The sequence below is a fragment of the Chroococcidiopsis cubana SAG 39.79 genome (assembly GCF_003991895.1).
GTDB classification, from domain to species: Bacteria; Cyanobacteriota; Cyanobacteriia; order Cyanobacteriales; family Chroococcidiopsidaceae; genus Chroococcidiopsis; species Chroococcidiopsis thermalis.
In genome coordinates, this window is record NZ_RSCK01000001.1 from 82,226 (window position 1) to 104,391 (window position 22,166).

At 42.9% G+C, this 22,166-nt stretch carries 22 protein-coding genes; 11 read left to right on the forward strand and 11 right to left on the reverse strand.

Annotated elements, in window-relative coordinates:
* The first annotated feature begins 3 nt into the window (after positions 1-3).
* Positions 4-660 (forward strand): hypothetical protein, encoded by a 657-nt coding sequence (locus tag DSM107010_RS00425; protein WP_106165845.1) that lies wholly within the window; start codon positions 4-6, stop codon positions 658-660.
* Between the two features lie 51 nt (positions 661-711).
* On the opposite strand, the gene DSM107010_RS00430 is transcribed toward DSM107010_RS00425, so the two are convergent.
* Both DSM107010_RS00430 and DSM107010_RS00435 read right to left on the reverse strand, forming a co-directional pair.
* Complete coding sequence (locus DSM107010_RS00430; RefSeq protein WP_106165844.1) at positions 712-960, reverse strand: hypothetical protein; 249 nt, start codon at positions 958-960, stop codon at positions 712-714.
* A gap of 63 nt (positions 961-1,023) precedes the next feature.
* The gene (locus tag DSM107010_RS00435) at positions 1,024-2,130 is read right to left on the reverse strand and encodes a sensor histidine kinase (RefSeq protein ID WP_106165843.1); all 1,107 of its coding nucleotides are present in this window, start codon (positions 2,128-2,130) and stop codon (positions 1,024-1,026) included.
* Between the two features lie 848 nt (positions 2,131-2,978).
* Here DSM107010_RS00435 and DSM107010_RS38050 point away from each other — a divergent pair.
* Both DSM107010_RS38050 and DSM107010_RS00440 read left to right on the forward strand, forming a co-directional pair.
* The gene (locus tag DSM107010_RS38050) at positions 2,979-3,131 is read left to right on the forward strand and encodes a hypothetical protein (RefSeq protein WP_158631708.1); all 153 of its coding nucleotides are present in this window, start codon (positions 2,979-2,981) and stop codon (positions 3,129-3,131) included.
* Positions 3,132-3,230: 99 nt separating this feature from the next.
* Complete coding sequence (locus tag DSM107010_RS00440) at positions 3,231-3,965, forward strand: response regulator transcription factor (protein WP_106165842.1); 735 nt, start codon at positions 3,231-3,233, stop codon at positions 3,963-3,965.
* 339 nt (positions 3,966-4,304) lie between these two features.
* Here DSM107010_RS00440 and DSM107010_RS00445 read toward each other — a convergent pair whose 3' ends face one another.
* The 6 genes from DSM107010_RS00445 to DSM107010_RS00470 form a co-directional block, all read right to left on the reverse strand.
* Positions 4,305-4,889 carry a TetR/AcrR family transcriptional regulator gene (locus DSM107010_RS00445; protein ID WP_106165841.1) on the reverse strand — a complete coding sequence of 195 codons (585 nt, stop codon included), beginning with the start codon at positions 4,887-4,889 and terminating at the stop codon, positions 4,305-4,307.
* Positions 4,890-4,896: 7 nt separating this feature from the next.
* A complete protein-coding gene (locus tag DSM107010_RS00450) occupies positions 4,897-6,243 on the reverse strand; it encodes a cytochrome P450 (RefSeq protein ID WP_106165840.1) in 1,347 nt (448 codons plus the stop codon).
* Between the two features lie 126 nt (positions 6,244-6,369).
* Positions 6,370-6,960 (reverse strand): DUF6753 family protein, encoded by a 591-nt coding sequence (locus tag DSM107010_RS00455; protein ID WP_106165839.1) that lies wholly within the window; start codon positions 6,958-6,960, stop codon positions 6,370-6,372.
* A gap of 13 nt (positions 6,961-6,973) precedes the next feature.
* Positions 6,974-7,726: a P-loop NTPase family protein gene (locus DSM107010_RS00460; protein WP_106165838.1), complete on the reverse strand. Its 753-nt coding sequence runs from the start codon at positions 7,724-7,726 to the stop codon at positions 6,974-6,976.
* Entirely contained in the window at positions 7,727-8,542 is an 816-nt protein-coding gene (locus DSM107010_RS00465; protein WP_106165837.1) for a nucleotide-binding protein, read from the reverse strand.
* Between the two features lie 453 nt (positions 8,543-8,995).
* Positions 8,996-10,054 (reverse strand): hypothetical protein, encoded by a 1,059-nt coding sequence (locus DSM107010_RS00470; protein ID WP_106165865.1) that lies wholly within the window; start codon positions 10,052-10,054, stop codon positions 8,996-8,998.
* A 1,036-nt stretch (positions 10,055-11,090) separates the two neighbouring features.
* On the opposite strand from DSM107010_RS00470, the gene DSM107010_RS00475 reads away from it, so the two are divergent.
* The 3 genes from DSM107010_RS00475 to DSM107010_RS00485 are packed head-to-tail and all read left to right on the forward strand — an operon-like array spanning position 11,091 to position 15,559.
* Positions 11,091-13,946: a DUF3987 domain-containing protein gene (locus tag DSM107010_RS00475; protein WP_127022070.1), complete on the forward strand. Its 2,856-nt coding sequence runs from the start codon at positions 11,091-11,093 to the stop codon at positions 13,944-13,946.
* A 53-nt stretch (positions 13,947-13,999) separates the two neighbouring features.
* Positions 14,000-14,803: a hypothetical protein gene (locus tag DSM107010_RS00480; RefSeq protein ID WP_106165835.1), complete on the forward strand. Its 804-nt coding sequence runs from the start codon at positions 14,000-14,002 to the stop codon at positions 14,801-14,803.
* Between the two features lie 48 nt (positions 14,804-14,851).
* A complete protein-coding gene (locus tag DSM107010_RS00485; RefSeq protein ID WP_106165834.1) occupies positions 14,852-15,559 on the forward strand; it encodes a hypothetical protein in 708 nt (235 codons plus the stop codon).
* A 106-nt stretch (positions 15,560-15,665) separates the two neighbouring features.
* Here the strand turns inward: DSM107010_RS00485 and DSM107010_RS00490 are convergent, their stop codons facing one another.
* On the reverse strand, positions 15,666-16,169 hold the full coding sequence (locus DSM107010_RS00490) for a methyltransferase family protein (RefSeq protein WP_106165833.1): 504 nt from the start codon (positions 16,167-16,169) through the stop codon (positions 15,666-15,668).
* A gap of 105 nt (positions 16,170-16,274) precedes the next feature.
* Complete coding sequence (locus tag DSM107010_RS00495; RefSeq protein ID WP_106165832.1) at positions 16,275-16,853, reverse strand: Uma2 family endonuclease; 579 nt, start codon at positions 16,851-16,853, stop codon at positions 16,275-16,277.
* A gap of 539 nt (positions 16,854-17,392) precedes the next feature.
* Here DSM107010_RS00495 and DSM107010_RS39245 point away from each other — a divergent pair.
* The 5 genes from DSM107010_RS39245 (at position 17,393) to DSM107010_RS00515 (ending at position 21,879) form a co-directional block, all read left to right on the forward strand.
* The gene (locus DSM107010_RS39245; RefSeq protein WP_181246268.1) at positions 17,393-17,569 is read left to right on the forward strand and encodes a hypothetical protein; all 177 of its coding nucleotides are present in this window, start codon (positions 17,393-17,395) and stop codon (positions 17,567-17,569) included.
* A 90-nt stretch (positions 17,570-17,659) separates the two neighbouring features.
* Entirely contained in the window at positions 17,660-18,289 is a 630-nt protein-coding gene (locus tag DSM107010_RS00500) for a siphovirus Gp157 family protein (RefSeq protein WP_127022073.1), read from the forward strand.
* A 459-nt stretch (positions 18,290-18,748) separates the two neighbouring features.
* Entirely contained in the window at positions 18,749-19,225 is a 477-nt protein-coding gene (locus DSM107010_RS00505; protein ID WP_106165830.1) for a hypothetical protein, read from the forward strand.
* A gap of 283 nt (positions 19,226-19,508) precedes the next feature.
* Entirely contained in the window at positions 19,509-21,179 is a 1,671-nt protein-coding gene (locus DSM107010_RS00510; protein WP_106165829.1) for an ATP-binding protein, read from the forward strand.
* Between the two features lie 94 nt (positions 21,180-21,273).
* On the forward strand, positions 21,274-21,879 hold the full coding sequence (locus tag DSM107010_RS00515; protein WP_106165828.1) for a DUF192 domain-containing protein: 606 nt from the start codon (positions 21,274-21,276) through the stop codon (positions 21,877-21,879).
* A 28-nt stretch (positions 21,880-21,907) separates the two neighbouring features.
* On the opposite strand, the gene DSM107010_RS38055 is transcribed toward DSM107010_RS00515, so the two are convergent.
* Positions 21,908-22,081 (reverse strand): hypothetical protein, encoded by a 174-nt coding sequence (locus tag DSM107010_RS38055; protein ID WP_158631709.1) that lies wholly within the window; start codon positions 22,079-22,081, stop codon positions 21,908-21,910.
* Between the last annotated feature and the right edge of the window lie 85 nt (positions 22,082-22,166).

The following is a 22,166-nucleotide window of genomic DNA, read 5'->3' on the forward strand; positions in this document are numbered from 1 at the left end:
ACCATGAGCGAAACTACTCCAGTTCTTAGTTCCGAGCTAGCTTTTACCACTCTCTGTTCTCGTCTAAATCTGCCCTACGAACAAGTGGCATTAATTATTTCTAAAATAGCATCAGATGTTCCACCAAACTATGAAAGCGTCGAAACCCTCGATCGCCGCACTCAAGAAAATGCGATCGCAGACCTAGCGCTCTATATCCAAAACATTAGTACTAAAGTAGAACTGCTGGAAATAAAGTTAGCAGAACGAGAGAGCTTTTCCGGTAAGGAACGACGCTACGAGCGCACAGACAACCAAACGCTTGAAGTAGAAGCTGACAAAGATAAATCTGACGCGAATGACAGCAATAGTAATACTGCAACGCTGCTACAAGAGCGTTCGGCAAACAGACAACACATTAACACTACACTAGAACAGCAGCAAGAACCGTTCGCAGATTTTCTTCGTTTAGCCTTCCGTCGATTTATCTCCAAAGATAAACCAAAACAAATAGCAACACCAGACAACAGCCAGTCAGCAGAAACAACAACTGGTCTCCCTGCTAGTAGCTCAGCAGATATTCAAGCAGAAGAATTAGACAAGTTTAGAGCTTTGACGATAGCTGAAGCAGAACAAAGAGCTTTAAAATCAAAAAAATCGCAACCGGAAATGGGAGATTGATACTTTTAATTTCTCCCGAATCAATGCTGTTGGCAAGCTCGTCAAACTAAGTCAAATCAAACCGAATACTATGCCAATAATAAAAGCTAAAACAACTAAAGCTACTCTCAGGTGACTCTGTAAAGGAGTGCGAGGAAAAATCAGCACGGCAGTAGCAGCGTAATAACATGCAGCAATCTGCGACAGCAAGAGCGCGTGCGCGGCGACAACTAGCAATATCCCAAACAGCGACCAACAAATTAAATCTTCTAATTTGGATAAGAAGAGATCGAGCTTATTAGCAGAACCTTTCGCCGACATGGGTTACAATAACCAATTGAATTAGTATTATATTATACCGAATAGGATGTACAGGGGAATCCTTCAGTAGGAATGATCCTGCATCAAGTATTTCTCGATACCATAGCTACAATCGGAGTTTTGCCTAAACGGAATGCAAAATACAGTACCTCCACTCAAAGCACAAGCCACTTGTAAGTTGGCTTGATGCACTTGAGCGATCGAGTCGATCGCTCGCAACCCCATTCTCAAGCCTTGCCTACCAATAGATACCACTGGTTCGACCAAAAACCGAAGCTGTTCTTCACCGATCCCTACACCCGTATCTTCTACGTGCAATACCAAATCTCGTTCTAAATTGTAAAGGGATAGAAGAATGCAACCTCTATTGGTGTATTTAATTGCGTTGTGTACGAGGTTAAAAGCCATTCGCCAAATCAAGGTTGGCTCTGCCCAAATCCTAGTACCGCTAACAAACTCGGTGGCAAATTCTACTTTCAATTCTAATTCTTTTGTTTGTGCTAGCGGCTGCGTTTGCTTGGCAACCGTAGTCATAACTTCTTTTATATCGACCAATTCAACTTTTTGATAATCGCATTCTAATGCAGATAAGTATGCCTGTGAAGACATAGAACCTAAAAACTTTAACAATGCATTATTATTCTCAATTACACTGTCAACTACGGAAGAAATATCTGCTAACGAACAACCGTATAAACCTTGATTCAAATGCTTGAGGACTCGATTAACGGCTACTAAAGGATTAGACATATCGTGACCGATCCTACCAAAGAATTCATCACGGTGGCGAATGTCTTGCAGCTTATCTTGCACGAAATGACTGAATCGAAACAATAAATCGATTCTTAATTTTAGCTCGGCTCGATTCACTGGATATAAAACAAAGCTATCGATATCGCTCTGGGTGGGATTAATAGCTTTTAATTCTTGGGGATGGCATACTAATAAAATAGGTATACGTTCTGTAAATAGCTTTCTCAAAGTAGAAATGACAAGACAAATATCTTCCTCAAAGCTAGAATCTATTACTAATAAACCAACGAAGCTATGACGGCAAAGATATAAAAATTTGTATACAGTATCAAATTCTACAACGTTATAATCTTTTGATAGAATATCTGCCAACTCATCGCTACTATCTTCACCCCTGAACAAAGCTATATTTTCCATTTCTAATTTTTGAAATTGACAAGAGACGACTATAAAGGAAATATTGCCAATCGAGCCGCTCAGTTGCGCTTGGGCGTAAACTCCCGATGCTCGCTCAGCCGCAGGTCGCTTTTAACTGTCGAGATTTAGCTCGGCTAGTCACAGTGCTTTGTACCATGCACGTCTGATCCAGCTGTTACTCGCTCGATAAATTATTACTGCGATACCTACTCGCAACGCTTACGTCCAACTGTTGCAGCATGGTAGCAAGCTACTACATGGCAAGCTGAGGAAGAAAGTCGGGGATTGGAACTCCTCGACGCAAATTTCCCCTCAAGCTCTTTGATTTGGCTCCGGTTCGTAACCTTAGACATCAAAAATTCCAAGAGCTTTTTTGTCCCACACGACTCCTGGCTCCTGGCTTTTTTCTCGATCAAACCCAGTGGTCTATCAAGAAAGAATTGATAGCGGGAGTTACGCACTTGAAATCTGAGATCTCGCTCCCCACTCACCGCCCCCCTTTTTAAGGGAGGGCATTTAAAGCCCCCTTTATAACTGGGTTGGGGGATCGGCTGCGTAAGTCCTAGATAGATGACTTAGCCGTGGAAAAACTGCCAAAAACTGCTTTCGCAAAATCACTAACTATCAAATCAAAGCTGACGGACTACTATCAAGAGGCGAGTTGTTCTTCTATCAACTCCTTCAACGCCCATAGTTCGTGTGCGAGTTTGTCAAGTTGTAATTTCTTCAATCGATCTAGTGCTAGCGATTTCATACCTGATGTCCGACCTCACTCCTCCAAGTGCGCTACTTAATGTAATAGGCGCATCATTCACATCCATCAAGATCGTATTTGCTCGCTCAGTAGTATGTCAGCAGTGCAATCGCTGAAAAATCTAGCGGCGCTGAATGTCAGTAGTTTTTCCGATTGGTTGCCAGTAGTCGCTAGCCATGAAAGAGATAGACGATCGCTCGCTCTGCGATTTGAGGCGACTGCTGCAAAAATCTATATAAAGAAATGATTAGGACGTAGGTAATTTTATTATAGCTAAGGTAAAAGATTTATACCTTTAGATAGATGCTTGTTATAACTGTGATGAAGCAGGAGTGGTTAAGTACGTATGACAAGCATAGCAACGCAAACAATAAAAATAGTGCTGGTAGAAGATCATAAGATTACGAGGTTCGGAATTAGCACATTGCTATCTACCAAAGCCGATCTTCAGGTCTGTGGAGAAGCTGCAACAGCAGCAGAGGGACTAAATCTGGTTGAATTACACCAACCCGATATCGTCATTATTGACATTAATCTACCGGACAAGAATGGTTTAGAACTTACTGAAGAAATTAAGTATAAATACAGTAATATTAAAGTCATCGTTTTATCGGGTGAAACTCAAAAAGAGATCGTTAAATCTGCTTTTGGTAATGGCGCTGACTCTTACTGCTCAAAACTAGCAGAAGACGAAAAGTTGTTGGAAGCAGTATATGCAACTTCTAGGGGAGAATCGTGGGTAGATTCTAAGATTAGCAAGCCAATAGTAGAAGAATTTAGAACGAATAGAAAAGAAGTCGTTCAATTTAGCGAACAAAATTTTTACCAATACATGCTACGTCCGGATCGACTGACAGCAAAAGAACTCGAAGTACTACAACTGATCTGCGCGGGTATGTCCAATGAAGAAATTGCTACTAATCTATGTATATCTCCTGGAACGGTACGCACTCACACGCACAAAATCTTTCAAAAACTCAATGTTAATAGTCGAACGCAAGCCATGCGCGTGGCTATAGAAAGAGGTTTGGTCGATACGGAAACCATAGCTAGAATTAGACGAAAATACAATAAAGAATAGTAAAGAGCATCAAACTCAAGCTCTCGACAGTAATAAGCAAGCAATGCTATTTGTTGCAATTGTCTCCATAAATAAAAACTTGAGCAGTAAGGTTTGGGAATAGCGATCGCGCGATCGTTCCATTAGTAGTGGAATTACAATGCTTTGAAAATTATGACAAGTGCCACGATTGACATACAGGACGCATGGTATGAGAATTTGGTGCTGATAGCGCAATCGTAGCTCATCCGCACCTATCGCTCACTCTATTCACGCTAATAGAAATAATAATTACACAATTTTGGCTCTTGGCAAAAATTGCGGAAGACTCGAAAATCGATCGACAAGTTAGCTAAATATCTAAGGACGCTGCCATTGAGCAATAAACCAATTGACGATCGCTAGGAGCTTTTCTTCTTCAGGCGGCGGATCGGGTTCTTTTCCAGCAATGGGAAAAAAGTAAGCAATGGAATAGGCAAACACCTCGACATCTACTGCCAAATTGACGTGATGAAATAGTTCTGTTTCACAGCCCTGCTGAAGAATCTGCCCGATCGTCAACATCGTTAAGCTTGCTTCCGCTTCGATGCGATGAGGATCTAAGCGAATCACTGCTCTGGCAATTTCTGCCGCGCAATCTGTTCCCTCACGAGTCGCTTTAGCCGCGCGAAATCGGTCGAGAATGTAGTGCCGCAATTTCTCGTCAGCCGCACGATCTGAGTGCAAAATTAGACGTGCAGCACGCTCGTGTTCTGACCGAAACACTTGGGTGCAAGCGAGCAGGATTTCATCTTTATTTTTGAAGTAAAGGTACAACGTGCCCACCGATAGCCCTGCGTCTCGGGCAATTTCCTGCATCGTCGTCTTTTGAATGCCATAACGATGGAAACGGCTTCTAGCTGCGGCAATGATGGACTGTTTCTTTTCGGGATCGAGTTTCTGCATATTCGGGCTATTGTCGCACTAGCCTCATTGTCAGCCCGTTTTTGGGGCGCAAAGTGAAGGTTGGATCGATTTCTACAGGTTGAGCCGAAGCTGGCTCTAAGTGAAACCGTTGAACTAAAGTCGCAAGGATTAAGGTTGCTTCCATCAGGGCAAATTGATTGCCAATACAGATTCGCGGTCCTCCGCCAAAAGGATGGTACGCGAACTTGTGCCGTTTTGAGACTTCATCCTCTATAAACCGTTCGGGATTGAATTGCTCCGGTGCAGTCCAAAACTCAGGATGCCGATGGGTGAAATAGGTGCCGACTATGACAAACGATCTTGGCGGAATGGAATAGCCTTGGATTTCATCTGCTTTTGTCGTTTCGCGGGAAAGCCCCCAAACTGGAGGATACAAACGCAACGTTTCCTCAACGACCATTCGAGTGTAAGGAAGCTGCATGTAATCCTCTGCACTAGGCGGATTTCCCTTCAGGACAGTTTCCAGTTCATCTTGCAATTGATGCAACACTTGGGGGTGATTTCCCAGAAGATGGAATGCCCAAGAAAGCGTGACGCTAACGGTTTCATGACCTGCGATTAATAGGGTCATGACTTCATCTAAAAGTTCTGAGTCACTCATTTGCGACCCTGTATCTGCATCCTGGGCAGCCATTAACATCGAGAGCAGATCGAGCGGCACGTTCTCTTGATGTCGCCGCAGCCCAATCAGATGCATAGCAGTTTGCTGCAAGCGAGCGCGGTTTTTCATAAACTGTCGATGCGGCTTTGTCGGAACCCACATCGGCATTTTGAACGGGGCATTGATGCGATCGTTAATAAATTCTGCGGCACGACGAAACGCAGTGGAAAACGAATCGCTCTGCGCTTCTAACCCTGTACTAAACAACGCTTCTCCAACAATTTCCAGCGTCAATTGTTGCATTTCTTCAGCAACATCAAGCGTACTACCAGTAGGATAGCGTTCCCACCGTTGGACCCGCTCTTGGGCGAGGCGAGTCATGACCGATGCCAAATTTATAATACTTTGCCGATGGAAAGCGGGATTCATTAGCCGTCGTTGCCGCAGCCAGCTTTCTCCCTCGCTAATCAAGATGCCATTTCCCAGGAGCAAACTCAACGGTTGATGAACGCTGGGAGCCTTGCGATACGCCTGCCCGTGACTCGTCAGGACATGCGCTGCGGTATCGGGATGCACCACAAAATACACATCCACTCCTGGAAGTGCTGTGAATCGAATCGAGTCACCATAAGTTTTCCAGGCTTGACCAAACGCTCCGAGAGGGTCATCCCGATAGGCTTTTGAGAAGGCAATGTAGCTAGACGGACCAGGCAGGGTTGTCGCTAAAGGCATAATTCTGGACTTTGACTGAATAATGAATGAAATATTCTATTATTCATAGTAGTTCTAAGGCATCGTGTAAGGCGCTATTTAGGTTCTTTCGCTCTCGCCCCCTTTCATCAAAAGAGCGAAAGAACCTCATTTTTGGATGGATATCACGCACTTTCCTTTCAATTCTTTTACTTGCTTTTTGCAGAAAGATATTGCATCTGCATTAATCTTTTGAAGGTCTTTAGCTTGCTTGCCTTCAGCCGACCGCGCCCATTGTAGCAAAGTTTTATCTTGAGAACTTAAATTGCTGGGAGCAACAAATTTAACGATTGTATTGGCAGAAATAAATGTACCGATAACAGTTCCTAGAGCCAATACACCTCCTAAAGTTGCAACCAAATATAGTGAGTGCAGCATGGGCAAACTAGCAAAATGAGTCGGAGAAGATTTATTTAGCAGCTCCTTAACAGTCTCTAGGAGTGCTTTTTTCTGCTGCACTACTGCGCTCCGAAAGATCTGCGATAATTTAGTGTCAATAGTTTCCGTCCAAGTGCTAACTATTGTTCCCAAAGATTCTGGAATTTTGTCGATGCGACTATCTATTTTTGCTAGAGTTGCCATCGTCACGATCAAAGGATCGCGAGGATTAATGCCCGATTGCAAAATCAGTTGAGTAATTTTCTCTTTTTCTTCAGTTGAGAACTCCGATAACACTTGATCTATCGTAGCAACGTTCATCTATAAATCTCCTTTAAAAACTACTCTCGCTAGCAGTAGAACTATAATTTTTCCAATTCAGACCTAAATAATCGCTTGCCTTCGGGTCGAGAGCGAACTGTTGGAAAAAGCTTTCCATCCAATTAAATAGAAGATGGCGATAAAAAGTATTAATCTTTAAATCGCTGATGATTTGAGAGTACGGTAGCCCGCAATCCTCGCATTGCTGGTAGACAAAGAGCGATAAATTGGCTAGATTCACCTCTATAGCACCTAAAGCCTGGATCGAGCTACGAGTTTCACTTGCATCGTAATAGGGAAAATACGTATCGAAATGATTGTTCTTGATCGCAATATAATCGACGTTATCTCCACAAAAATTACATAATTCTTGCAAGTATTCCACGCAGTCACGCCGATGAGATATTGGATGAATTACTGTCATTCTATAACCCAGCGATGCTAAGGTATCAAATAGTAGAAATTCTTCTACAAAGAACTTAAAAGCAGATAAATGTTGTCCTGGCAGGTCTGTCAGAACCACAGCTAAATCTGGTAGCGATTCGAGATCTATTAAAAGATTATCTGCACCGCCTCTCGATAGCTGTAATTCTTCAATGCCCAAATTCTCTATTTTTTGATATGCTACTAATTTGTTGCGATTGCCGTTATAATATGCCCTGACAGAGATGTGCTTTTCCAACAGTAAATCTAGTAGCAATCGTGCTACTGTTGATTTGCCTACTCTAGCATCACCAGCAGTTACTAATAATCTCTTTCTCAACATTTATTCTAAACCAAGCATTGCCGCAGCTTTTAAAGCATTCTTTTCAAACTCAGCCAGCCACGATTTGACTCGCAACCTGATTGCTAAATTTGCTTTGGCGTGTTCGTAAACTCCTGAAAATGGCAAACTGTGTTCGTCAAGAAAATCATAGGTTTTATAAAACAGATCGGGCATAACTATTTCTTGACACATGACTTTATCTTTCATTTGCTTCCTCAGTTTTGATTCGTCATAGCGTTCAAACTTGTCTTCTGCTCCGTAAAATAAGTTTTTGACCACTAAGTAATCAACGCGATCGCCACAATATTCGTAGAGTAGTTTTAAAATACTTACAGAATCTTTAACTCGGCTAATTACGGAAACCATAGTTATTTGATACCCGCAGTCTTTTAGAGAATCAAATATATTTAGCTCTCGCTCAAATGTCTCAAAGAAGCTGCCTGACTGGGCTGGTAGATCTAATAAGGCGATAGGCGGTTGCTGCTCGTCTAAGTTTACTAATAAAACATCTGCTTCGCCCCGATTGAATATATCAAGGCATCTTACAGTATCTTTTCCGTAATATCGCTCTAACTGAGGATTGCGTTTATCAGCATCGTAGGCTAAAAGATTAATCTTTTTATTAACGTATACCTGTAATAATCCTCTAGAAAACGTACTTTTTCCTACACCTCCTTTGTCACCCGTTACTATTACTAAACGCTTTTGGTTTGCTTTCTGCAATTCTAAGTTTGTATTTTCTACATTAGACTCATCACTAGCTTCGTTAGATATATGTTCTGTAGACATTGCTGTACTTTCTCTTCTTTTAGTCATAAATATTTAATGAATACAATAAAGCTACTCTTAGCTCCGATGCGAGCGATTTTAATCTTCTTCCAACTGCTCGGTAATACTGAATTAAAAGTAGTTAATAAGTTAAGCTGTATTAACGATAGCTTCGAGTGGCTGGCATTCATAAGCCTTTTACTGAAAAATTGTTGTGAGCGTTATTTCTCAATATTCTTAATTCCTACACTTGGCTCATCTTACTTTCAACTATCTTTTAATAAAAACAGATAAAATTCTTAAATTTCCTCAGAATTTTATCTGATTTATTCTCAATGAGAATGCTTTATATGTTTTAAACAATCGTATTTAGCTTTGAGAAGTAGTCTGAAACTGAATGAAAAAATAAAAATCAATATTTGAGACAATTCTAATAGTATTCTGCCTTTATCCCAGTTTGCTAGCAATCATTCGACAACTGTTGTATTTCACAGCTATTGTCTAGTTGTCTTCAGATATTAGAAGTTGATGATAGTAAATCTTCTCAGTATTGATTTGAAATTGAATATTAACAGCTTTTCTCTTTCCTGGTAATTCTTGCGCCCCAAATATGTATTCTTCCTGTTTCAATTCTTCTACTGTTCGCCATAATAACTGATTATTTCTAGATGGATTACTACCTAATAAATCTAAATTTTTAAGTATGTAATGCTTAGAAATTATTAAGTATTTGCCATCTTGCAGTTTATCCCACTTCATTCTACTGGCAAGATAAACTAAAAGCTTTGTTTTATAGTCGTTTTTAGCATTGCTACCTAGCCTTTGGCTTATGTCTAAACTATTAGCAAAAAGTACGTAATCTCCGGTGCGACTCGGACCTTCAAAAAATTCAAGCGAAACTGTATAAGCATCTGCTAATTCGTAAGTATAGTCAGCAGCTTGAATCAAATCGAAGTTACGCGGTACGCTATCAATTTCATAATCTTTGATTCGCAATACGCTCTTGATAGTCACTTTTGCACCAACATTATCTCCTTTTCTAAGTGACTGAGCTAATATCAATTCCGTTCGATGCAGCGTTACTAAATCTTGATTGAGTTGCGATCGCAGCTTGGAAGCAAATCCGCCCTCTTTTGTACGGGTGTAACCTAAACTTTCTAGCAAATCGTTAGAGCGAAATGACACTATTGGTCCATTTCCTTGCTTTGCTGCCTGCTTGTAGAGGTACAGCACGATTGATACTTGCCTAGGGTTGAGAAAGGTAAGTAGCGCCAAGAACAATCGCTGAATTTTGCGGTCTTGGATTTTCTCTAGTCCTTTATGAATTCCTTCATCGACGCAGGATTTAAAGTCTAGCCTAGAATACTGCTGTTTTAACTCTTCCCATTCTTCAGTAGAAAGGTCTTCTAATGGCACGCGACGAGTCAACGCCACCTCACTCGCATCTGTGGCATCAGCTTCGACCTTCATCTCTATGTAGTAGCCATCTACATCAGAACGCAATACGGGTAGGCGCACGTCAGGGTTTTTGACGGAAGCTCCTGCTCTAGGCAATATCATTAACAGTTGCCCGTCCACTGGAAATGCTGTTTCTTCGTTCTTCTCGTTCACCTGTATATGGCACCTTTAGCTCTAACTTTTCTTATACTCCAATAGCTCTAACTTTTCTATATGCACATAGCACCACAAATTATTGCAAGAATTCTTAATACTCTTCTTTCTATCACCTGAAGATATTGCAAGAGAGTACGTCCAGCATTTCTCGATTCGAGGATAAAGCGGCTTACCTGTAACTCCGGCGTATGTTTTTTTAGCCTTCACCTGTAACTCCGGCGTATGTTTTTACCTGTAACTCCGGCGTATGTCATGCTAATTCACCTGTAACTCCGGCGTATGTTTTTGACCTGTAACTCCGGCGTATAGTTTTTGAAGTTTTACTATCGCAAAGTCCCATCTCATAAGTCTTTCAGAGCCAAAAAGGAAATGTGTCGGATGTTACTTTACCTGTAACTCCGGCGTATGTCATGCTAATTCACCTGTAACTCCGGCGTATGTTTTTACCTGTAACTCCGGCGTATTTGCCACCTGTAACTCCGGCGCATAGCTGTTTTACCCCCTCTTGAGCTTAAGTCGTATCAGTGCTAAGCTCTCATCAAATATACGTATTGCACCTTGTCGCAACTCAACAGGAGGTTGACAGCGAAATTACTGTAGTCAATTATCTTCTCTGAAAGTAGAATCGATCTTCCGGCGGTGCTGAAAAGTCTCTCCAGCAACACCGTAGAAGAGGAATGAAGCAAATAACCAAGTTGCTGCTTCTGCTAGCTTCGCCAAACAAAATAAAAGTGCCGGAGCTGTACGGTAAGGAATGCTGACACAAACCTTACCAGTCGCTACCGGACAATCTCAACCCAAAATTGTTTACCTACGGGGGTTAAGACACGATGTTTCATATGGCTACATTGTGCCGTTTCTGCACGGCATTTGACAAGTACTTTTCACAACAAAATAGAAATTTTCTTAGCTACAGCCGTTCGAGCCAGTGGCTAGTTGCAGCATCTCTTCCCTTATATGCGGTGGCTGGCGAGGTGCTGCGATGATTGCCAGTATTGACTTTTATCCTGCCCCACTCGTCCCCCTGCAAGCTGTTGAGCTAGAAGAAAACATTTTAGGGGCAATTCTGCTCGATCCAAATGCGATCGCAACGGTGGAGGGTTTATCTATACAAGCCTTCTCTGTTTCCGCTCACCGCAAAATTTTTATGGTGATGCTGGAATTGCACCGCTCTGGCTTACAACCCGACTTGTTAGCAGTAACTTTCCGCCTATCGGAGCAGGGAGCTTTGGAGTCAATCGGGGGACGAACCAAGCTAGCACTGATTCTGGGGCGCATGGTTCACTCTGGAAATATCAAACAGTACGCCAGTCTACTTCTAGAACAATACCATCGTCACCTCCTGCTCGATCGCATCGATCGGATGGGTCAGTTGGCGACAAAAGGAAATAATCTGACTTCAGCCGTGGAAGAGTTGCAGTCAGAGCTAGATCGAATTCGTAGTGTCACCAGTGACAGTCTCAGTGGCAGTGACGAGTTAAACCTAGACCCAACAGTTCTTTCAACCACTGTCACCAGTGTCACCAAGCTTTTAGCCAAAGGATTGCCTGAGTGGGAGGAACAAGCCCATCTCGATGCTCTGCAACAGCGATCGGGGATTTCCAAGGCAGCATTTTGGCAGTTGGTGGCATCCCAGCGCATTCCATCTGAAGAGGTGATGCCGCAGGACGAACAGCAGCTCGACCGATTCATCCAGTGGAAAGACTACAAGCTAGATTTTCAACTAACTTTGCCGCACCTAGCAGAAGACCTACTCCACGATGGGCGCGTGCTAAATATCGACCCGATTATGCTGTGGCAATACTTGCTATGTGCAATTTTGTCTTTGGTAGGAAAGAAAAACGTTCTCGATGTTGGTTCCCACAAAATTCCGGCGATCGCTTGGACTTGTTCTGTAGCGGAATCTGGCACGGGAAAAAGCAGAGCGGAAGGGCTGATCCTTTCTCCCTTAAAAGGTTGGCAAGAACAAGAACACAATCGTTTCAAAACCGAGTGGCAAGAGTACAAGCAATCTCAAAATAAAAAAGACAATGGCGATGAGTCAGCAGCTCCAATGCCCGAACGTAAGTTTTTATTTGAAGTTGCCACGATTCAGGCAGTGATGAAACGCTTGTCAGAGCAAGGCGAAAACGGTTCTCTGTGGGCGAGAGACGAAATAGCAGGGCTGTTCAAATCTTTAGGTCAGTTTACTACTAAAGGCGAAGGTGAAGGATTAGAATGCCTTTTACCAATGTGGGACGGTGCTTCTGCTCCAGTAGATCGGGTCATGCATGAAGATAGTTACTATCTAGCCTCATCTCGCCTGAGCATAGCTGGTGGACTCCAACCAGGGGTATTTCGCAAAATCTTTCAAGATCCTGACGATGCTCAAGGGCTACAAGCGCGGTTTCTATTTGCACTGCCAAAAGTGCAACCAGCTAAAAGAGTGGAAGGATACTGCCGATTAGCCGAGCAACTACCCCGATTTTATCGTTGGATAGACACTCAATTTCCAGCAGGGATCGTCAAACTTTCACCTGCTGCTGATGCTCGTTACGGTACAATTTACGAGCAGATCGGGCAACAGGCAGAATTAGCCGAAACACCAGCAATTCGTGCTTGGATGCGAAAACTACCAACGCAATTACTGCGAATTGCGTTGGCGTTGCATATCATCGAGTGCTATCACGAGCCACAGCGTCCACAACACGAAATTCAGTTAGATACGTTAAATCGTGCTGTAGATTTCTGCCGCTACTACCGCTCTACTTTTGAGATAGTGCAGCACTCAGCAACAGACAGCGATTCCATCAGTTCTGTCTTGACCAAGATTTGGGATCTGGCTGCAACTTCCCCTGATGGTTTAGCAGTGCGGGATGCTTATCGTAGCATCAAGGCACTACAACGCCGTGCCAAGGAGATAGGGCGAAATGTTGCTGCCTACACGATTGATTTGTATTACAAATTAGCAGCGATGGGGAAGGGAATCGTGCAAAAGAGCGGGCGCGTTGTGCGTTTCGTTGCTGGCACGGTGAATGCACCCCAGCCAGCTGTTAATAGAATAGAGCTGGTGACAGTAGAGACATTTCCTGAAACCACGCAAGTACAACAGTTACAAGCGTCACCTCAAAATGAAGTGTCACCAGTGACAAACCTTTCGACTGGGCAATTGAGTGCAGATACCAATTGCAACGGTATGAATGGTTCGCATACTCAAAGCGATCCTCCAAAGAACTTAGTGAATGAAGCGAGTAGCAGCGAGCCAGATAGCGAACGAGCGATCGAGCGAAACGTGGAAGCGTCCGTTCCTGGTGTAGCGATCGCCAGCGATTCTACTGGGATACCATCTGAAATAGAAATACTTAGCGATCGCCCTCATTCAATCCCAATCGCCCAAGCTTCGCCAGCTCAAGCGCAAAGTTTACTCGCTGCACGAGAGCTAGCAACGACGATTCTGCAATGTACTACTTGGGTAGAGTTGGTGCAGATAGTCAATAGCAATCCAAGGAAATTGACGAAAGCCGCCAGACAGATGACTTCCGAGCAACGCAAGTGGATTGCTAGTCTTCTAAGGACGTATCTATGTTCTAATTCCCATGCTTTGGATCGACTCTTTTGGCTGCCAGAAAAGTTACTTAGCGCTGCTCTGGAACGGCTAACTTTTACAATTCGACAGGTAACGCAGTTGACGAGCGATCGTACTGCTGGTTGGCAGATAGTCGAGGGGTGTAAATTTGTTTCAGTGGCTTGCATAGGCACGCCGGAAGAATGCTGGATGTTTCTTGCTCCTGGTGGCGATGAAATTTCTTTATCAAATGTCGAGATAGCTAATGCGATAGAGAGTATTGCTCTTGCCTAAAACTAGCTGGAAATCGTTATGGTTTGTTACAAATTAACCAAAGGTTTACGCCAATGTTGAATGCAGGGATTGAACCTACTCCAGCTCCAGTCGAAATCTTGGAGGAATTAACTCCTGACGAGGAGCGAGAACGACATCGCCTAGAGTTAAAGGTAGAAAGAGCATTTTTTGAAGCAGGGGTAGCTCTGAGGGAATTGAGAGACAGAAAGTTGTACCGCTCCACTCATAAAACTTTTGAGCTGTATTGCAAGGATAGGTTTGGGTTTTCGCGGTTTTCTGCCTATAACAAAATTGCTGCCGCAGAAGTTATAGATAATTTGTTGAGCAATGCTCTACAAAAATTGCCTACATCAGAGCGCCAGTGTCTTCCACTTGCCGAACTTGAACCTAACGAGCAGCTTTCTATTTGGAGCGAGTTGACAAAGAATGGCCAGTTACCCAGTGGCAGAGTTGTTAAAGCGCAAGTCAACAGATACAAGAATCGAAATGCTCCACCGCCAAACATTCTCTACCAGGAGGGTGACGTGGTAATGGTTCGCGGTATGGGCAATCCAGATTTACGCAAACATGACGGACGTTGGGCAATTGTGGTAAATGTAAACAATTACACAGTTACTATAGCAGTTGCAAACGAGGAACATACCGTGCATCCACAGTTCTTAGAAGGCATCGATCCCAGTTATTGGCATGACATTAAAGAGATACATCAGCGAATCTCTGACCTAAAAAAGTGCGATCTAGACCCTGCTGACGACGCTGTTTTAGAAGTTTTGAAACGCCGCCTTTGGTTTACAGAAAGACAGAAATTGCTTCTATCTAGAATGGAACAAGATTACGCTCTAACGAGTGATTCTTGATACAATGTATGTATCTTTAAAACAGCAAATAACTAGCTTTCATAAGGTATGGTTCAAGACGAGAAGGAGTTTCAGAAGCAACTTGTTTTACATTTAGAAGAACAAGGATTTCAATGCCAGGAATATGTTTATTGCTCGGTAGGAATTGCTGACCTCGTTGTTGACAACGCAGTGATAGAAGTAAAGCACTGGGTAGAGAGGGCAGATTTATTTAAAGCTATCGGTCAGGCATTGCTTTATCGTGAATCAATAAATAAAAAGCTGGATGCTAAAGTAATTTGCTTGTCACGTCTTAAGGATAGAGAGCTAGAGATAATGGCAAATACTTCTAAACAAGCTGGTGTAGAGATTATCTTTTGGGAACCTGGAGATCCTCTTGTTTTTGAACAAAAAATTTGGAATGTACCTAATACTTATCAGATTGATGATATTTGCTCGTTGTCGAGTTTGTGCTGCTCCCAATTGCTTAGATATAACAGATGTTGGGCGATTGTAACTGAGACTTACGACTATGCTTGTAAAGTTCAGTTGTGGAATGGACAGATTGTTGTAGCAAACCAGCATCTTAAAAACTTAAATCTTTCATCGAAAGAGCGTCAAGAAATTCTCTCCATGCATCGACGGTTTGTTGAACTTACTAAATGCCAGTTAGATCCAATTGATGAGGCACAAATCGAATTTCTCTGCCGCCGACCTTGGTTCACCCCAAGGCAAAAGCAAGTGTTAAGTGCAATGGAAGCAGTTTACGACAAATGAGTGTAATGGAAGCAGTTTACGACACATGTTGCGATCGCGTACAAGCACACCAGCGATGAGATGTGCGCTCCTGCGTGTCAGCTCCATGCCCTTGCTCGGCGGCTGTCTATAACCAGCGACGAACAGAAGCCTTATAGGGCAAGTAGTCCGACGGGAAGCGGCTCTCCAGGTAGTGCTCCTCTCGCGGGATGACCACGAACGACATCAGCGCCACCGCTGGTATGAGGGTGACTAGTAGCCAGAGACTGTTGACCCAGAATGTGACACCGAGCTGGAGCAGCGAGAAAGACAGATAGATGGGATTGCGGCTGTATCGATAGGGACCCGTGTGTACGATCGTAGTGGTGGGACGATTGCCTGGAACGGGCGTGCCAGCGGTCCGAAACGTGCGAACAGCCCAGAGGAACAGAGCGACGGCGACAAGCACTACAATGCCTCCGAGTGGCACGCTCACGGCACGAGACACGAGCGGAACTGACCAGGCGAAATGCAGCAACAGACCTAGGGCGATCGCGCCCAGGTAGACAAAAGGCGGTCGCACGATCCCGATGTTTGCGGCTTCCGGCACCATGCCTGTCTCCACTTTATTGCTGCGATCGTCGCTTGTCATACGAAGCTCCTCCAAGTCGAAGGACGTTCACCTAGAGCTGCCGCTCAGCTGCGAATGCCATACAAAAGGGAACTAACCCTTGTGCCGATCCGAAGATGTTGTGAATTAGATGAGAGGATCTGCTATAGGATTGCAGCCGCCGAACAATAATTGTACTGAAATTATAACGTCAGGAAATGCTATTGGGCTGATTTCTCCCGCTATGAGAGTTTTTTCTAATGTGTAGTCACCCTCGCAAGGTGTGCGAAACACTTTGAGCTGTCGATGCTTCAAATCCACAACCCAGTATTCTTGGATCTCTGCTACTGCGTAAGTTTTTCGCTTGGCATCTAAATCTTTGTTGAGGCTAGTATTAGCATACTCAATTAGCCAAAAAATATCTTCGGCGTAGGGATGGTGTTGGCGGTAAGTTTGCCCAAGGGGTTTAACAATAGCAAGATCTGGTTCTGGTTCTGAGTCGTTGGGCAATGTAACGGGATGACCTGCGCGGACTTGAGCGCGATCGCCTAAAAGATCCCTTAAATATTTGCCGACTTCATCCCCAAGGTAGGCGTGTTCCGGACTCTCTGGGGGCATTTCAACGATCTCTCCGTTCAATAACTCAACGTGACGATCCTCTAAAAGACCGACTTCAATCATGCGATGATAGTCTTCAAGCGTCCATTTAGCAGTAGTCACAGTCATATTGCGTCTTTCCAAGTCAAGGAATTAATATGGCATTGCTACTAAAGTAACTAAGATTTTCTATCCCTAATTCTTAGTTTAACTAGAAAGGCTCTTTGAAGCAGGGTTAGACATACTGCAATACCTCAATCGGGTGTTGCTTCGGTCTCCGGTCGCTCACCTTAATTTAAGGTGAGCTGGTTTAGCAGTCATGGCAGCTGCTTAAATTCACTCTTTATGCGTTGTGCTTAAATTTCATCAAGGTTTGTATGTTACCTCTGCCATACAGAGATAGTATTGGTCAAACGAACATCGCGATCGCGTTCTTTGAGTGCTGTCCGTGTTTAAAAGCTTCGCCCTTGTGCACCACGCAACTTGGAGATGGCAAGTTACAAGTTCTTAATTTCAACTGAATCACAAACAGACATTTATAGATAAGGCGTGACAAAATTTTGCTCCTAAATTTGCTAATATCTCCTCAACTACTGCCAACACTTTAGAAACAACGTACAAGTGCTTTGCACCTGTTGCACTGATGTTAATTTTCGTGCAGTGCGACTATGACGACGCAGCTATCCAATTCTGAGGAAACACACAAAACTCAGACAGTGACTAATTCACAGGCAGAACAAGAAACACAAACTACATCTATCGAAGAAACAGCAAGCTTGGAAATAGAAGCAAAACAGGCGCTAGAACGGCACGATTACTATCACCTTGCCTACAGCCAATACTAAAAAATTGTTTGATCGGCACTGATGAAAATTCCCTACAAATATCAATGCATACCGAAACAGGCAGAGCGATAATACCAACTTGGAAATCTTATGAAACAAGATAAAACAATTAATACAGATCGGGTAGACACAAAACCCAAAGACATTACCGAGCGATCGCTGCGAGAGCTATCCCTAGAAGCTGCTTTGTTGTGGAACCAGATTGAAGATGCTTCAGAATCAGGAGCTGAAAATGTCGAAAACCTTGTCAAACAACTGTGGCAAGTCCAAGAAGCAACTGAATCCAAGATTGATAACATTGCTTGGATAGTAGATTATCTAAAAATTGAAATTGATGCTGCTAAAAAACGTCTGGATGCAGTTATAGAACTGCACGAGCGATTCATTGCCAGAAAGGAAGCTCAGTTAGCAGGCATCAAGCAGGGATTGTTGTGGTTGCACGCTCAAGGATTAATTCCAAAACGTAATATTGGCAAAGAGAGAGAAATTGAAATTAGAGATAACAATCCTAAAGTTATACCTAAAGTAGCTGCCGATGACTCCCAACTTCCAGATGAATTTCGAGTGCAAGAATTAAAATCTAGGCTAGACCTTCAAGCGATTCTTGATGCTCATAAATCTGGGAGAGATATTAGCAGCTTTGCTGAGATTCAAATTGGGAAACAAGTGCGGTTTAAGTTTCAATCCTCTCGTACTAAAATCAAACACTTCCAAAGTTAGAGGTCTAGGATTTCCCCTCGTAGCTGTGGGAAGTATGACTTCCCACAGATGTAGATAGCAAAGACGGTATTACTCACCTAAAGAAGCAGGAGAGGATTTCCAGTGGAGGTGAATGGAAAATCCTTTTATGGGTGGCTTTCCTTAAGCCGTTCGTTCCCTACTTTCAAGCTTCCTTCTACAGGTAGATTATCTAAAAATAAGACGATTTGACCGCACAATCTTATCAAGTACACTTAAAAACATTTTCATCTAAATTGTGAGTATCATTATTTTTAGTTATATAAAAATTAACGACTGAAATTTACTAAGTTTTAATCAAGTTTGTTGTTAGCTTCATAAAGAATTCAAGGAATTATTTGAATTGTCAAGCGATACTGTAGAAATCACTCACCATCTAATAGCACTCGCTAATCTTAGGTAAAAAAACTATAAATATCCTAAAAAGGAGCTAAAATTTTTATGTCATGGGTAGCACCAGAAGAGCGTCAAGAGCTAAGAAGAATGCGCCGTTTGCTACTCCTAGACAATTTGTACATTCTTTGGGTGCTAACTTCACGCACTGCAAGCGGTTTAGCGCTCTACGTTCTCGCTTGCTGTTTAGCAATATACTGGGGTTGGGGTTATCCCTGGTCTTGGATGTTTGGATTCTTGTGTGGTATGGCACCTTGGGGTAACAAAGTTCGCGATTGCTACTACCAAGAACAAGAAGAAAGAGCAGTTCGCAGAAGGACAGAAGATCGTGAGTTATATGCGTATGCACGAGCTGAAATTAAAATCTATAGAACCAACCTAATTGCTGATATTGTCAGGATTTTACTTGAAATTATAATCAACGGTTTATGGGGTATTTTTGGTGCGCCTAAACTAATTTATGATTACGCGATCGCTTTTAAAGATAACTGCGAGACAATCCTTAATATTAATAGAGTTCTTTAAAGTTATGAAAATACTGACGCTCAATTACCAAATATAAATAGGAATACCTCTACTTATATTTTTTCTATCTCCACCAACAGTTTTTTGCTGAGATATGTCTATATTTGCAATGGTTACAAATAAAATTTTATACTGAAATCTATTTTATTGATTAAACGTTGATTTTTTCTATAGCATTCTTCTGATACAAACGCAGCAAAAAGATCGGAAACTTGTTAGATGTCTGTAGTGCGCCACATAATTTACTATTTCAATAATCTTACAATAACTAACATTTCCTTACATGCAGTCAAACGTATTCCACGCTCTTGAAGAGTATATCCTCAATAATAGCCCACTTGTTGCTTGCGAATCACCATTTCAGGAACGGCTGCGCTTTTTCCTGAGTGCTGCTCAAATTTGTCACAAACTAGGTAAAAACTGCTATTTGTGGAACTTGGGAGAAAGTACAGTTAAGAAAGTTAGCATTTCCATTGAGGGAAATCTAGCTATTCAGGATTTTAATGGTTATCAGCCTAGTATTACTGGGCAAAAACAAGAAAAATATTTAGAGATTTTTTATTTTTGGAAAACTCAGTTAGAGAATGCAGTATTGATTGTTGAAAATATTTATCCTTGGCTGCAATCGGAAAGTGTAACGAAACACACAGATTTTTTATTGATGTCAGAATGGCTAAAATCATCTCTGTTAAACCTAAAGCTTCATAACAATAAAGCGAGAAAAACGCTAATATTGCTGGGAGACTCTGCTAGCCTTTCTAAAGACATGGTAGGAGAAATTCCCCTAATTTCTCATGAGTTACCTGAGATAAGCGAGATTGTCAGCGTACTCAGGCATAGCCAAATACTTCCAGTCGGTTTAGAAGAAAAAGATTGGTCAGAAATTGCTAGAGCGGGACTAGGATTGTACGCATCGGACATAATACGTGGTTTAGCATCTTTCAGCAAAGAATTCAACTTAGAGTTGACTGCAAGTGCTGGAGAAAAAATTGTCAAACAAGCAACTAAGCAATTACTTGAATATAAAATAGATTTATTGAACAAACTTTATAATATAGAGTTCGTGCCACCTCCAAAAGTAAAGCTTGGAGGGTTAGAACTAATGCAAGAAGCATTCCAAAAATTTAAGGTTTTGCTATCGCCAGCAGCTAAACAGTATAACTTGAGAGTGCCGAAAGGTATCATGTTTGTCGGACCTCCAGGAACTGGTAAATCTCATGCAGCAAAAGTCTGCGCTCAAATTATGGGAGTACCGCTAGTCCTGGTTGATTGGGGAAATTTCAGAAGTGAGGGCGATCGGGCAGAAGTTAAGTTGCAAAAGTTGCTCAAGCTTGCCGATCGCCTCAACCAAATCGTCGTTTATTTTGACGACCTAGATAAGGGATTTGCCGGAGACGACGACCTATCGAGACGGCTGGCGGGTCAACTGTTGACTTGGATGCAAGAGCGCACGAGTGATGTGGTAGTCATTGCCAGCGTCAATCGCATGGAATGGTTGCCCCCAGAACTCACTCGTGCTGGTAGATTCGACTATATCTACAAAGTAGACTTGCCCAACAACGGCGAGCGCCACGCTATTTTCAAGCTGCACGCTGCTCGATTCGATTGCCGCTTCCGTAATGGTGGCGATCCCTTTACTGAAGCCGAGTGGCGACGACTGCTCAAAGCCACAAATAGATGTGTAGGTGCAGAGATCCAGACAATTGTAGAAAGAGCAGCAGCCACCACTTTCTACGAAATGCTAGCTAGTGGTGGAATTGATGAGAATTGTCAACCTCAACTAGAACTCACAGTTGAAGCACTGCTGTCCGAACGCAAGCAGATGAATCCTTTGGCGATTAGGGAAGCAGACAGAGTAGAGTCTATGCGTAACAAAGCAGATATCCAAGGACTTCCTTCTTCTCCCATTGACGACAGTATTTATGCTAATGGCAATGTTGAGATCTTTAGGTAGAACCGATTCCTCAGCACTTGCTTCTCAGTATCGCTAGTAGCCGTAGGAATGCTACAGGGCGCGATCGCGATTTGCTTCTCAATCTTTAAACGCTATGAAAGAAAACTCTGCTGCTAGCCACAGCTCCCGTCAGGTAGGCAAGTGCAGCGCCGATGAAGTTTACCTGAAAATTCTCAACTGTATTGGACCAGTCGCAGGTATTCTCGTTGCTGTCGTTCCGGTTGCTTTTGCCTTGATTCCTCCCCCAGCACAACAACTACCCATCGAAGCTCACCTGCCGATGCCAGCGCGAAAGATCGAACTTGAAGTGGCACGAACGCCAGAACAAGTGGCTGCTGGTCTGAGGTCTCGCTCCTCCCTACCGCTAGATCGCGGTATGCTTTTTGTGGTCAGCAAACCCAAACCAGTCAAACTGTGGATGAAAGATGTATTAGTACCACTAGATATCATTTTCATTCGCAGTGGTACGGTTACGTCCTTAGTCAAAAATGCTCCTCCCTGTCCGCGATGGAAAAGTTGCCCGATTTACGATTCAGTTAAACCAGTCAGCTATGTCCTAGAGTTACCAGCAGGCAGTGCTAATAGACTTGGTATACAACCAGGTAGAAAACTGGATGTTAAGTTTACCAAAGCGAGAAAGAGATCGTGTTATGAAGCTAGTAGGTGCGCGCTCGCAGCATCGTACACGCCGCTCAGGTAAATGCCAAATGTTTTCGCCAAGGTACGAGCTATGTTAGCTCCGATAATATAAGTGCTATTGTCATAGCAGTATAGCGTTTGGATCGCCACTCATCTAGCAGTATTAGCGACTGCCAACGTATCAATTGAGCATACTCTGGATTGTAGGCAGCATGATCGCGGTCTTGCTCAAACGGAATCAACTGGGCAACTACTTGTGGCATCGTCCAAATCTATACGTCAATGCTAATCGCCCTCAAGGTACTCATCACTACTCGATCGAAATTAGCAACGAAGCGGGGAACAAGT

What these genes read in the sequence shown, in the direction of transcription:
- DSM107010_RS00500 (WP_127022073.1), top strand. Translation starts at nt 17,660, where the DNA reads ATGAAACAAGATAAAACAATTAATACAGATCGGGTAGACACAAAACCC.
- DSM107010_RS38050 (WP_158631708.1), top strand. Translation starts at nt 2,979, where the DNA reads ATGTCAGCAGTGCAATCGCTGAAAAATCTAGCGGCGCTGAATGTCAGT.
- DSM107010_RS00465 (WP_106165837.1), bottom strand. Translation starts at nt 8,542, where the DNA reads ATGACTAAAAGAAGAGAAAGTACAGCAATGTCTACAGAACATATATCT.
- DSM107010_RS00460 (WP_106165838.1), bottom strand. Translation starts at nt 7,726, where the DNA reads ATGTTGAGAAAGAGATTATTAGTAACTGCTGGTGATGCTAGAGTAGGC.
- DSM107010_RS38055 (WP_158631709.1), bottom strand. Translation starts at nt 22,081, where the DNA reads ATGCCACAAGTAGTTGCCCAGTTGATTCCGTTTGAGCAAGACCGCGAT.
- DSM107010_RS00505 (WP_106165830.1), top strand. Translation starts at nt 18,749, where the DNA reads ATGTCATGGGTAGCACCAGAAGAGCGTCAAGAGCTAAGAAGAATGCGC.
- DSM107010_RS00495 (WP_106165832.1), bottom strand. Translation starts at nt 16,853, where the DNA reads ATGACTGTGACTACTGCTAAATGGACGCTTGAAGACTATCATCGCATG.
- DSM107010_RS39245 (WP_181246268.1), top strand. Translation starts at nt 17,393, where the DNA reads ATGACGACGCAGCTATCCAATTCTGAGGAAACACACAAAACTCAGACA.
- DSM107010_RS00425 (WP_106165845.1), top strand. Translation starts at nt 4, where the DNA reads ATGAGCGAAACTACTCCAGTTCTTAGTTCCGAGCTAGCTTTTACCACT.
- DSM107010_RS00455 (WP_106165839.1), bottom strand. Translation starts at nt 6,960, where the DNA reads ATGAACGTTGCTACGATAGATCAAGTGTTATCGGAGTTCTCAACTGAA.
- DSM107010_RS00480 (WP_106165835.1), top strand. Translation starts at nt 14,000, where the DNA reads ATGTTGAATGCAGGGATTGAACCTACTCCAGCTCCAGTCGAAATCTTG.
- DSM107010_RS00510 (WP_106165829.1), top strand. Translation starts at nt 19,509, where the DNA reads ATGCAGTCAAACGTATTCCACGCTCTTGAAGAGTATATCCTCAATAAT.
- DSM107010_RS00490 (WP_106165833.1), bottom strand. Translation starts at nt 16,169, where the DNA reads ATGACAAGCGACGATCGCAGCAATAAAGTGGAGACAGGCATGGTGCCG.
- DSM107010_RS00450 (WP_106165840.1), bottom strand. Translation starts at nt 6,243, where the DNA reads ATGCCTTTAGCGACAACCCTGCCTGGTCCGTCTAGCTACATTGCCTTC.
- DSM107010_RS00470 (WP_106165865.1), bottom strand. Translation starts at nt 10,054, where the DNA reads ATGATATTGCCTAGAGCAGGAGCTTCCGTCAAAAACCCTGACGTGCGC.
- DSM107010_RS00485 (WP_106165834.1), top strand. Translation starts at nt 14,852, where the DNA reads ATGGTTCAAGACGAGAAGGAGTTTCAGAAGCAACTTGTTTTACATTTA.
- DSM107010_RS00445 (WP_106165841.1), bottom strand. Translation starts at nt 4,889, where the DNA reads ATGCAGAAACTCGATCCCGAAAAGAAACAGTCCATCATTGCCGCAGCT.
- DSM107010_RS00515 (WP_106165828.1), top strand. Translation starts at nt 21,274, where the DNA reads ATGAAAGAAAACTCTGCTGCTAGCCACAGCTCCCGTCAGGTAGGCAAG.
- DSM107010_RS00440 (WP_106165842.1), top strand. Translation starts at nt 3,231, where the DNA reads ATGACAAGCATAGCAACGCAAACAATAAAAATAGTGCTGGTAGAAGAT.
- DSM107010_RS00475 (WP_127022070.1), top strand. Translation starts at nt 11,091, where the DNA reads ATGATTGCCAGTATTGACTTTTATCCTGCCCCACTCGTCCCCCTGCAA.
- DSM107010_RS00435 (WP_106165843.1), bottom strand. Translation starts at nt 2,130, where the DNA reads ATGGAAAATATAGCTTTGTTCAGGGGTGAAGATAGTAGCGATGAGTTG.
- DSM107010_RS00430 (WP_106165844.1), bottom strand. Translation starts at nt 960, where the DNA reads ATGTCGGCGAAAGGTTCTGCTAATAAGCTCGATCTCTTCTTATCCAAA.